The sequence below is a fragment of the Chryseobacterium shigense genome (assembly GCF_014207845.1).
Lineage (GTDB): Bacteria > Bacteroidota > Bacteroidia > Flavobacteriales > Weeksellaceae > Chryseobacterium > Chryseobacterium shigense_A.
On sequence record NZ_JACHLC010000003.1, the window covers coordinates 160045 to 172263 of the forward strand.

General features: G+C 34.8%; 13 protein-coding genes. All 13 read right to left on the reverse strand.

What is annotated here, in order from left to right; translation table 11 throughout:
- Positions 1–55: 55 nt before the first annotated feature.
- Complete coding sequence (locus tag HNP36_RS19370) at positions 56–274, reverse strand: glycosyltransferase (RefSeq protein WP_410494188.1); 219 nt, start codon at positions 272–274, stop codon at positions 56–58.
- A gap of 62 nt (positions 275–336) precedes the next feature.
- A complete protein-coding gene (locus HNP36_RS13480; protein WP_184164502.1) occupies positions 337–1155 on the reverse strand; it encodes an FkbM family methyltransferase in 819 nt (272 codons plus the stop codon).
- A 40-nt stretch (positions 1156–1195) separates the two neighbouring features.
- Positions 1196–1396 (reverse strand): hypothetical protein, encoded by a 201-nt coding sequence (locus HNP36_RS13485; protein WP_184164506.1) that lies wholly within the window; start codon positions 1394–1396, stop codon positions 1196–1198.
- Between the two features lie 180 nt (positions 1397–1576).
- On the reverse strand, positions 1577–2713 hold the full coding sequence (locus tag HNP36_RS13490) for a hypothetical protein (protein WP_184164509.1): 1137 nt from the start codon (positions 2711–2713) through the stop codon (positions 1577–1579).
- Positions 2714–2715: 2 nt separating this feature from the next.
- The gene (locus HNP36_RS13495) at positions 2716–3678 is read right to left on the reverse strand and encodes a hypothetical protein (protein ID WP_184164512.1); all 963 of its coding nucleotides are present in this window, start codon (positions 3676–3678) and stop codon (positions 2716–2718) included.
- Between the two features lie 6 nt (positions 3679–3684).
- Positions 3685–4473: a hypothetical protein gene (locus HNP36_RS13500; RefSeq protein ID WP_184164516.1), complete on the reverse strand. Its 789-nt coding sequence runs from the start codon at positions 4471–4473 to the stop codon at positions 3685–3687.
- Between the two features lie 10 nt (positions 4474–4483).
- On the reverse strand, positions 4484–5434 hold the full coding sequence (locus HNP36_RS13505) for a glycosyltransferase family 2 protein (protein WP_184164519.1): 951 nt from the start codon (positions 5432–5434) through the stop codon (positions 4484–4486).
- Positions 5435–5446: 12 nt separating this feature from the next.
- Entirely contained in the window at positions 5447–6115 is a 669-nt protein-coding gene (locus tag HNP36_RS13510) for an NAD(P)-dependent oxidoreductase (RefSeq protein WP_184164522.1), read from the reverse strand.
- Between the two features lie 64 nt (positions 6116–6179).
- Positions 6180–7106, reverse strand: coding sequence for a glycosyltransferase (locus HNP36_RS13515; RefSeq protein WP_184164525.1), 927 nt, complete (start codon positions 7104–7106; stop codon positions 6180–6182).
- 17 nt (positions 7107–7123) lie between these two features.
- A complete protein-coding gene (locus tag HNP36_RS13520) occupies positions 7124–7984 on the reverse strand; it encodes a glycosyltransferase family 2 protein (RefSeq protein WP_184164528.1) in 861 nt (286 codons plus the stop codon).
- Entirely contained in the window at positions 7960–8895 is a 936-nt protein-coding gene (locus tag HNP36_RS13525; RefSeq protein WP_184164531.1) for a glycosyltransferase family 2 protein, read from the reverse strand. Before HNP36_RS13525 ends, HNP36_RS13520 begins: the two co-directional genes overlap by 25 nt.
- 175 nt (positions 8896–9070) lie before the next feature.
- The gene (locus HNP36_RS13530; RefSeq protein WP_184164534.1) at positions 9071–10618 is read right to left on the reverse strand and encodes a hypothetical protein; all 1548 of its coding nucleotides are present in this window, start codon (positions 10616–10618) and stop codon (positions 9071–9073) included.
- Positions 10619–10958: 340 nt separating this feature from the next.
- Positions 10959–12212 (reverse strand): ABC transporter ATP-binding protein, encoded by a 1254-nt coding sequence (locus HNP36_RS13535; RefSeq protein ID WP_184164536.1) that lies wholly within the window; start codon positions 12210–12212, stop codon positions 10959–10961.
- Between the last annotated feature and the right edge of the window lie 7 nt (positions 12213–12219).

Below are 12219 nucleotides of genomic sequence, written 5' to 3' on the forward strand. Positions count from 1 at the left end.
CATCTTTTAAAATCTCTTTTTCCGCATCAAAACGATTGGGAAGGTAAAAATGTTATCAGCATCTAAAAAAGGTGTAAATTCTAATTGAGCTTTCTCTAATCCTAGGATTCTTGTAGCTACCGCTCCGTAATTTTCTTTTATCAGGATGATGGTGTAGCTTAATTTTCGGATTTTCTACCTTCAGTTTACGGCAGATGTCTAAGGAATTATCTGTTGATTTGTCTTCTACTAAAATAACTTCTTTTACTCCATCAAAATGCACTACAGACACCACATATTTTTCCAAAAACTACCCTTCATTATGAACCATAATAATTACTGAGGCTGTCATTAAAATTAAACCGGTGAAATAACTAAATTATCATTTATTAAAAGTTCTTCTTCTAAGCTGTAAAAGTCTTTATTAAGTACTCTGCTATGTATTTTGAAGTTGTTATCTAAAAAGAATTTTAAAAGTTCGCGGGAGGTATGAGAGCCTTGTTGGTCAATTGCCATAGGGCAAAATTCCATGAAAAAAATAGGTCTGTTTTTTAAGAAAATATCTTTATTGCCTAATATTACAACAGCTTCGTATCCTTCTACATCCATTTTCACTACGTCAAACTTGGCATTATTTATAATTTTTTCTAAAGGCTCTATTTGAACAGTAATTACTTTCTTTCCAGGATGATCGATCTCTACAAATGAACTCATCCCTGCATGCCCTGTCATAAAATTAAATGATTTTGTTTCAGAACGATCACCGATTGCAGCATTAAATAGTTTAATATTTTTGTAATTATTTTTTTTAATACTTTCGCTAAACTCATGATAAACATCGGGAATAGGTTCAAACGCAAAAATTTGTTTACAATAAGGGGCTAAAAGTAAGCTGTGTTGCCCAATATTAGCTCCTATGTCTAATAAAACTTTATCTTTTGAAAGAACATTCCTTATATCATCTACAATATATTGCTCATAAATTCCATTTTCAAAAATATAAAAATCTACATATCCGAATCTTTTATTGAGATAGATTTTGGTTTTCTGGTTGTTGTATTTAATTGTATAAAGTTTTCTGTTATCAAGATAGGAGATATTTAATTTTCTATTAATAAAATTTATTGGACCTTCTTGAAAGAATATACTTTTGAGGGATTTCAGATAGTTTGCCATATAAATAATTTTAAATGTTAATCATTTTATAATTTTTTTGTTATTGTGTTCCCCAAAGAGTACAAAAACATAGGCTGTTTAGATCTATAATAGAAAGCCTGCGATGCCCCAAAGCTGCATTGTCATAAAATTCATGATGTGCCGAATCCGGCCCGCGGTAGGCGATGGCATCCGTCATTCTTTGAATTTCATTCTGGTAATTTCGGGCGTTATTGGTTATAATTCCGGCTATTCCACACATAATATATTGTTTTTCATCATTAATTTTATTTTCGGATAGACAAATTTACGACAGATTTATAAAATACTTCTTATTTGGGAAATTTGTATCAAAATGATTCTGTTGATTCTATCCATATTCACCATGTTAAAAGAAAGTCCTGATTTATTGTTTATACTTCCAATGATTAGATTTTTACAGCTAAAAAAGTACTTTCTGAATTTTATAAAAGATAAAATAGTATGCCCGTTTTATAAGGGAGTCAAGAGCAGGAAAAGTTACGAATCCCTGATGCAGGACCATCATACTCCATAAAGCATTAAATGCAATCAGTATAAGAGCTGTTATATCTTTTCTGGTATTGCTTGCCAGTGTTTTTTCACCTGCAATGTATATCGTTAATAAAGAGAAAAGGATATTGATCCATCTTCCCCAGTCGTATGCTATATAAAATAAGGGCGCTAAACAAAGCACCTGTACTGCAATGAATACGAAATTAATTTTAAGCTCATTAAATTTATAATATATCCCAAAAGTCAGTATGCTGATTACCATACTGATGCTGTAGGTCTGGTAGCCGTAAATATGTTCTTTGTAAAAATTCAGAACATCAAAATGGGGATCATATTCATAGATTCCTAATTGGCCAAGCTGAAGGCCGTGTTCTTTTAAAAATACAATGGAATGATCTGTTCTTATATCCATTCCGAATTTGTAAAGAACAGCCATAGTGATGACGGCAGGCAGTATCTGAAAAATGAAAATTTTCTTGAGTTTACTCATTGCAGGACCTTCATTTTTAATAAAATAAGTAAACGCTACAAATGGCAGATAAAAAAAAGAAGCTTCATGATTTAAGATGGAAATGATAATAAAAAAGGTTATTACAAAGTCACCGATAATCATTTTTGATTTCAACGACATAAAGTATACAAGATACAGCAGCATGACAAAAATATCCTTTTTCGCTGCAATAGTTGGATCTTTTAAAAGCATTCCAAAAGCCGAGGGAAGAAGTAAGATAGCTATTGTTACCAGGTTGTTCTTATTTTTCCAGAACAGTTTAATCAGTAAACAGAAAAATACTGTGTATATCACAAACAGGAATGAAAATACCAGATATTCCAGGTTAATGTGGGTAATCTCATTCAGAAATATAAATATACTCCCAAACAGGCCTCTTCTTTTGAAGCCGCCGTCCTGGTAATTAATGATCCATTCGCCTAAATACCAGCCGTTTTTATACGTTACAATCTGAAGATAGGAGTTCTGTATACTAATGAAATAATATATAAGGAATATGATACCGATGATGTAATTAATGACCTTTGATTTCATATTTAATCAATAAATACTTCTTTAAATTTGTCCATTACCGGATTGGGTAAGAATTTCTCATATAATTCCCTGGCAGACAAACTTAAATCTGAATCCAGAAGTATATTTTTAAGCTCTCCTGCATTTTTGTAGTAATAAGCCTGATTTTTCAGATGATTGATATGTGCTTTTTCAGGTGAATCTGCAAAGGTGATGACCGGTTTTCCTTTAATGGCAAATTCTGCAACGGTAATTCCGAATGTTTCCCCTCTTTCACGGCCGTGAAGTAAAGCGTTACATGTATTGATGAATTTAAGCTTCATCAGAACATCTGAGCTTGGAGGTAAAAATTTGATGTTTGACGGAGCAGATTTCCACCATTTTTTTTTCACGAACGTATCAACGCCCATGAAGATAAAATAAACGTCTTTGTATGCAGAGGCAATTTTTTCTACCGTTTTCTGTACAAAACCGATATTAAAGCTTTGTCCGCCTCCATAATATCCGAATACTTTGGCATTTTTTGGAATGTTAAGCTCGGCTCTAAGATCTTCATGAGTTTCATTTTCAAAATTGACCATATGGGGTACAAACGGAGATTTGCCCTGCGTCATTTCTTCGCTGAGCCATTCAGATACGTAGGCATAAATATCCCCATGAGGTTCAAAATATTTAAAAACACTATGAACAGCTGTTTTGCATTCCTTAGTCTCTATATTGTCGTAAAACCCGTTTTTAATGGCGTAAAACAAATCAATATTATTGTTTTTTATGATAGTATCTACCTCATTGAAATCCGAATAATCGAAGACCTGAAATCTTTTTTCAAATTTTTCAATCCCAAGCGGATGGTTGGTAGGGAGCGTTTTATTGTATACGATGACAGATTCATTTCCCAGATATCTTTCATTGAAGTCGGCATAATCATATAATGCGATGGAAGTCCCTCTGTAATTGAGTTCGTTCTCATGGAAAAGGATTTTCATTCGTCTTTATTTTAATTTATTTTTCAATTTGTTAAGTATTTTCCGGAGCAGGCTTTTCTTTGGATATTTAACAAGATCCTTATGGGTGAAAAGGCCTTCGCCCTGCGCTATTTTAAAGTCCTGCTTTACCCACCAGGAAGCAATATTTCTTTCCAGCGAAACGGATTCTCCTGAGAAAGGAAGAATTTTTTCAAGCAGGTAGCTTTTTCTGACAAGATAAGGATTGTTTGTCCAGTTGGCCCACCGCGATGTGGTTACAAAAAAGTCTCCCTGTTTCTGTATCTTATCGGGGAATTCTACTGCCGGATCCAGCCAGTGCAGGGATTCCAGAAGGTGAGGGGACGTGCATTCGTGCCAGTCATCATAATATTCCAGTTCTTTACCTTTATGCCTGATGGATATCAGAGGATAGCCCGGATTTTTTCTGCTTCGGTAGCGCACAACATCAAAGCCGTTATTTAATAATTCCAGCCCTCCTTTTAACTGGGGAAAAAGGGTGTTTTTATCTTCAATCAGTTCCCAGTCATGCTCAAGGAAGAGGATGTTTTGAGAAGATGCATTTTCAGCAAGCATTTTCATACCTTTTCCTATTCCAACATTTTCTTTTAAACCAATGTATTTAATATTGTATTTTTCTGCTACTTTTTTGTCATCATTATTTACTTCCTGAAACAGAATCGTAATATCATCCACCATATCCAGAAGGCCATACTTTTTGTATGATCTTAATGTGTTTTTCAGATTGGCAGCACTTTTCCAGGAGAGAATGCAGATGCTTATGGGGAACTTTTCCATATTAAATCTTTTAAATATTTAAATAGGGATGATTACCACTCATAGATACTTTCCGGTAGGCCTGAATCTCATCAAACCTTTTTGAAAAGAATTTATACTGGTCCAGGTAAAACTTGTATTCGCTGGTATTTCTCTGGATACCGTGTTTCATAAGAGATGTGATAAAAGCTTTTTTCTCCCGGCCGATGTTGTAATCAAAATTGGGGTTCATGTACTTCGTTTCTCTCTGCATTTGCATGGAAAGTCTTTTCCTTGCCAATACTTCAGCGGGATCTTTCATTTCCTCTTTCTGGAAATCCTGGACTTTTGCATCGTGCACCACTTTACTTTTCGGGCAGGCAATGATTTTCAGCCCGAAATAGGTAACCCTGTTAATGTAATCGTAATCTTCAGCACCATGAAAGAAATAAGGATTAAAGCCTCCTACTTTTTCAAGCACTTTTCTGGGAATGAACCAATGAGCCGCGTTCACGAATTTTATTTCATAAAAAGGCTTTACATCGCCAAGAAAAACATCGGAAAGAAATCTGTTATTCTTACAATCCTGAGCAAGGTAATTTTCAAAGTGAAGATCAAATTTTTTCCCGGTTCCATCCAAGTGCATAGGACTTAAAATACCGATTTTCTCCTGCTCCGGATAATGATTATAAGCTTCCAGCAATTGCTCTACGCTGTCTGGAAAAATCCAGGCATCCTGATTCATAAGGTATACAAAATGAGCTCCTTCTTTATATGCTTTCTCTATTCCCTGGTTATTGGCTTTCCCGAATCCGGAATTTTCGGCAGACTGTATAAAATCTACCTCCGGGAAATGAGTTTTAATATAGTCCTGGGTTCCGTCGGTAGAGCCATTATCAATAACTATTGATTTTACGGGAATATTGGAATTCCGTAAACTTGTAAAACATCTTTCTGCCCATTTCATGGCATTATAGGTTACAATAATAAAATAAATCTTCATCTTTTCGCGGCTTTAAATATACTTTTTGACTAAAGATTCTATATAATCCTCAGGGTTGACGTCTGAGAAAAACCGATTAACGCTGTCCTCAAATGAAACCTGATAAAAATCTCCCTCATTTACTTCATTATAAATAGCTTTTTTATTTACTTTTTTTTCAATGGCTCCTATAATTTCCTGTAAATTATAATAATAAGGGAAAGCATAGTTGATCGTCTGATTTTTTAAATAAGGACAAATTTCCACTAAAAATTTATGAATATCATCCATATCAATCAGCAGTCTTCTAGCATGGCTATGAACGTTAAATGTATGATCTCCGGTAATCTGGGTCCTTAAATAATTAAACAGGGTGTTGGGGTTTCCTCCTTTTCCTACAATATTTCCGACCCGGAGAATAAGATGATTGCCGGAATTCTCTTTAATATAATTCTCCATTTGAAGCTTATGTAAAATATAAGGACTGTCCTGTTTCGACTGATCGTTTACGCTTAATGTTGAAAAATATATAAATTTACTTTCAGAGTATTTTTCCAAAGTGTTTTTCACAAGGCTGAATTCTCTTTCAAATTCAGAGTTTTTGGTTTCGAGGGAATTGGAAACACCGGAAGCAAAGAACAGGTTGTCTTCTGAATCAATATTTCTTAATGAGTTAGCAATAAGTCCGTTGCCTATAATCATACGTTATCTTTTTTTTCAATTTGTGTAAGTAAGAAAGTTTTCATGTATAAGAATTACCAGCAACCTATTTAAGGTAATCAAATATATGAAAATAGTATTTCATTTTTAACCTGGTGATCCAGCTGTGCAAAAGGGGAAGGCTTTTGATATAATTCTTATATTGCTGAATACAGTATGTTTTATACTCTTTTTCAAGTTCTGTAGTAAGGCTGAGTTTTTGAATTGCATTTTTTACAAACGGGAATCTTTTGAATATGGCAAAAACTGAATCACGGGATAAAACTTCTTTTTCAGAAGCATTAAAATAAGCAAATGTTTTGTATCCTATGCTTTGTTTCGGATGTATACGGTATCCTCCCAGAATTCTTTTTTCTATCCATACGGAATCTTTATCGGAAGCAATCAGAAGGAGTTCATAATCGTGAATAATCGTGGAATTAATTTTTTTCAGGGGAAGATTCTCTTTCAGAAAAGTATTTCGGACGGCCATGCTCATTCCGGGAAATATATTTCCTTTAAATAAAATTCTTTTTACAATGTCCTGCGGCTGTGTAAAATGATCAGGGTCTATAGCATCAAGGTCCCAATATGTAATTTCTTCGGTGCTGTTGATGTTTTCCCCAAAAAGTTTAATGTTATGGGATACGATGTTAACATGAGGATGCTGTTCAAAGATTTCTGTGATCACTGCAGTTTTATCCTGATTCCAGCGGTCATCCTGATCACATAAGAATACAAGATCTCTGGTGCACATGCTCATTGCTTTTTCAAAGTTTTCAACGTATCCTATGTTTTCTGTATTCCGGTGAATTTTTATGATATCCGGATAACGTGCTGAATAATCGGAAAGTATTTTTGAAGTTCCATCAGTAGAATTATCATCACAAATAATGATCTCAGACACAGGTTTTGCCTGGCTGAGAATACTTTCCAGCTGTTCTGCTATATATTTTTCACCATTATAGGTACAAAGGGCTACGGATGCTGTCATTGGTTCTGAAAATTCAGTTATTTTTTCTGAAAAAGGTTGTAATAATATTTTTTAAACGCCAGATATCCTGCGATCACTCTGCCGCCTGTAACTTTATTGAATTCGGTTTTCAATTGGGACAGCTGGGTGATGTGGGTTTCAATCATGTGATAAGCAAGCCTGTCATGCAGGTCGTCCCCATATAATTTCTTCAGAATAGGAAGAACTGTTGTTCTCTGGCGAAGAACTTTATAAGGATCGGAGGATAAGCTTTTTTTATCATCTTCTTTACGGTAATGGGCCAGTGGTTCATCAATCAGAAGCACTTCAGGATTGTTGCGGGTGATATAAATCCACATCAGCCAGTCTTCATTGATGCTTAAATTGGTGTCAAACTTAAATCCTTCAAGCAGTTTTACGGAAATTAAGGCACAATGTATAGGTATGGTGAATTTAAGATTCCAGCCAAATACAATTCCGTCAAACGTTGCAAAATCCTTTTCAATATGGTTGTATCCGGGATAGTGAGTTTTGTTTTTGTAGATTGTGAACTGGCTTATGATCAGCGGATAATATTTATCGTGGGAGAGGCTTTTGGCAAATTTCTGACGGTCTATGATATCATCGGCATCCAGAAACTGTACGTATTCTCCGGAAGCTTTTTCAAGTCCGGCATTTCTTGCTGAAGATATGCCTCCATTTTCTTTATATACATAATGAAAACGAGGATCTTTACCGGCCCAGTGTTTTGCCAAAACGTCTGTATTGTCTGTAGAACCGTCATTTACAATGATACACTCCCAATGGGTATAGGATTGTTCTAATATGGACTGCAGGCATTCATCAAGATAAGGCCCTTGATTATAGCAGGGTACTATGATAGAGATTTTTGGCGCCATTTCTTTTTAATATAATAAATTTTTTTGAGTGCTTTTAAAAAAGCTTTGATTTTAAAATGTTTAAGGTAATAGAAAATTGCTGAGTAATGAGCATTGTAGGTATGATAATTACTGATGCTCAAATATTCTTCCACTACTTTTGACATAAACTGATCATCAAACAGTGAAGAGTATTTTTCTATAAGCCTTTCCCTTAATTCAAAATAGGCTTTCTGCTTTTGATCTGAGAAATCTGCAGATCCTGAAATACTTGATCCTGAAATACGGACCTTTACCACACTGTTTTTAATATATAAAATAGGATTTCCGGCAGCAAATAAAAATATAGCCAGATCATCACTTCCCCAGGCTAATGTTATTTTTTCAAACTTAATTCTTTTATACATATCAAGTTTAAAAATATTCTCGGAAAGACTGCTTTGTATCTCGTGGTTATATTTTTTAATGAAAAATTCTGTAGGTTTTATCTCTGAAAAGTTATAAGCATACTTTTCTATAGCATTGTTTTTCTCATCAACCCACTGATGGGAAAATTTCATGACAGATATATTTCTGGATTCCGCAGTTTGAAGGTTATTGTAAAATTCTTCTACAAAGTTCTCGGAAATAACATCGTCATCACCCAAAACCTGGAACCATTCTTCTTTTACATGTTCTAAAACTCTTTCCCATTGCAGGGCCAGATTTTTACCGCCTAAATTTTCTTCATATCTGAAATAAAAGTAACTTTCATCGTGAAGATGTTTTTCAATGATGCTTACAGGATCATCCGGGCTGGCATCATCTCCTATATATAAAACAAAATTTTTGTTGGTTTGTGCGGCAACAGATTTAATGGTTTCCTCAAAAAAATCTATTTTATAGTAGGGGATAACTATAGCAAGCCTGTTTTGATAGTTTTGAGGGGTCATTTAATCAGATTTTTATACGTTAACATTCTTTTTTCAATCAGATGCCACGAGCTATACGCGAAAATATAGGTAATAACAATACTTGCCGGTATGAGTCTTATGGTTCTTAATTTAAAGAATAGCAGTCGGAGAAAATCAAAATTATTTTTCCTGTTAATTGGTGTAGCTGTACTCATTATTTTTTAAGAAAGTATTTTATTAATTGTTTCTTATGAAAATAGTCAATGTTAGGATTTTTAAGCTTTGTCATTTTATAAACAAAATATTTTCCGGTTAATGACATTTTCTCTGTGAACCTATAATGTGAAAGCCTTCTTTTATCAACAGTTACCAACACTTTTTCATTGTCACCGTCATAGTATCTGTCCGGATCAGGCATCCGGTAAGCATGCTTTTTATTATCCATTATTTGATAGAGTTCCTGAATACGGGATTTCCATACTTCTATACTGTAATTGTTCAGCACATATTCCTGTTGTTTTTGTGAGGTTTCTGTTCTGTATTTCGCATCCTGAATCAGCATTCTGATGTTGGAATGCCATTCGTCCAGGTTTTTTGGATAAACTATGTGATGTTCATTATTATCGCTGAAAAGTCTGAATGCAGATAGTGGATTATAATGAAGGGCAAAAGGTATCTTACGTAAAGCAGCCTGAAGAAGCGCTGTAAAGGAAGGCATTGGGAAGCCTTCAATATAAATGTCAGTTTCTTTTTCAATTTCAGCCAGCTTCTGTGAAGATACAATTCCATGTAAAACAATTCTTTCATGCCGGTATTCTTTAGCATAGTCAGAATCGGAATTAATCCCTACAATATTGAAGATGACGTCAGTATTTTCTTCTACAATCTTATAAGCTTCTCTCAGAAAATTGTAGTGTTCGTTGGGATTGTATTTGTAGGCTGTTCCTGTACTTAATAAATTGATGACATGAGTTTCATCGGTGGTAGTTTCTTCTTCTTCTTTTATTTCATTAGCTGTTTCTATAGGAATAGGCAAAAAGAACTGTCTCTCTTTTAAAATGCAGCGTCTTTCCACATCAATCGCTATACTGGATTCCCTGATTTGAAGAACCATATCCGCAACAGATGTTCCCAGCCAGAATACATGATCTGCATGGTTGATAAAACAAACAGGTGTTGTAATATCTTTTTGAGATAAAATGATGTTTGTAATGGTCTCGTCCGGATGAATATGAAGTGCTATTATGTCATAATCATTCAGGGGCTGCCCGTTTAAAAGTTTGACAGATTCTATTTTAGACGAGGATTTTACACTCACATGCTCCACATCAATACTGCCTTTTAGATAGAAATTACTGATCTCTTTCATTTCTTCCAGGGAAAGCCGGGTACTTAGTATTGTGTGTGTGTTTGAAGAATTATTTTTAATCCAGTTATAAAGCAATTTAGAATGCCCGCCCGAGGTATATACTTCCGAGCAGATATGAAGTATTCTATTTGTTTTACCGGTTTTTTGCTGATGAGAAGCTGTTGGTAAAATCTTTTGCTGAATTTCAGTTAAAAGCAGTTCTAAAGGTCCGCTTTTATAGTACCCCGAAAAATTGAACCATCCGAAAGAAGCTGTTTTTTCAATATAATTTATGCAGTCTTCATAAAGATTTTCTTCAAATAATTTTTGTGCAGTCCGAATACATGATTCGAAATACACCTTATTTGAATATAATAACTTTTCCGGATTGATATGTATATCTTTTTTTACCAAGTTCCTGTGCTTTTGAAAGTTTACTGATATTGATTAACCTGAGCTACCGGTTGTTTAGATTTTAAAAACAAATTATTGATGAAATCCTGTCAGGACCGTAAAACATCTTTTTTGTTTTCTCAAAAGAACTCAGAGTTATCCCATATTTTATCCTCTCCCAATATATTTGATTTTCTACGGGCTGATTTGGGTAATTTATATTCCTTTGCAGGACAATTTAAAACAAAAGCATTCCTGTTTATTTTCTTCGGTATTGAATTTTATCTGTACCGGAAACCATCTTTTGTAAATTTCTCTTTTGCAGCTGATTAACCTTCTCTGTGTGTTGTTTCGGGTTAATTTAAAATATTTTAAAATCAAACTGAGGCCTGATAATTCCCGGAAGAAGCGCAATATTCTTTCCAAGTTTTACATTTTCAACTTCAAAGCCGATTGTACTGGAAGTGATATACAACGGAATTCTTTGATCCTCACCGAAAATCAATTTGAAATAATAGTTTCCGGCATTCAGTAAATGCTTTGGAAGTGTAAATTCTACACTGTATTCCTTTGCTTCCGAATCATTATTGGTGGTAATTAAAACTCCTGTATGAAAAACGGGAACTTCTTCATAGGTTCTGAGTTCAAACGTAGTATCCAGGTTGATTCCCGGTTTTGAATTGAAGAATCTTAATTTTACCAGAATTCCGGATTCTATGTCTATTAATTCACCTTGTGCCGGCTCGGCAGAGAATTCAAGAATTCTTATGTTATCATTGCCCATTGCCGTTTCAACAGGTCCTTCGTGAAGATACTTGCTTTGGGTTTCAGAATTTTTCTGGTATTCTATAATGGTATCAAGTATATTGCCGCTGTAGGCCAATTGCCCCTGGTTCAGCAATATTCCGGTGTTACAAAGCTCTTTAATGGCTGTCATGTTGTGGCTTACAAACAAGATGGTTCTTCCTTCGCCTTTCGTTACATCACCCATTTTTCCAAGACATTTTTTCTGGAAATCTGCATCACCTACAGCTAAAACCTCGTCAACAATTAAAATTTCAGATTCTAAGTGTGCTGCCACAGCAAATGCCAGACGCACATACATTCCTGAAGAATATCTTTTTACCGGGGTATCAATGTATCTTTCAACACCTGAGAAATCTACAATTTCATCAAATTTCCTGGTGATTTCTTTACGGGTCATTCCTAAAATGGCACCATTCAGAAATACGTTTTCACGGCCCGTCATTTCAGGGTGAAAACCTGTTCCTACCTCCAGCAGAGACGCAATTCTCCCGTTGGTGCGGATTGTTCCTGTAGTTGGTTTGGTTACTTTACTCAATAATTTTAGCAGGGTAGATTTTCCTGCACCGTTTCTTCCTACAATTCCTACGGCATCACCCTGCTTTACTTCAAAATTAATGTCGCGTAAAGACCATACATAATCGGAAGTTCCTTTTGTTGTTCTGTCATTAATTTCTCCTATTTTCAGATAAGGATCTTCGTTTCCTCTTATTTTGTGCCAGAATCTGTTGAGGTCATGAGAAAGTGTTCCTGTTCCCACCTGCCCCAAACGGTATTGTTTTGATATATTTTCTGCTTTTAAAGCTAGCATTTTTAAA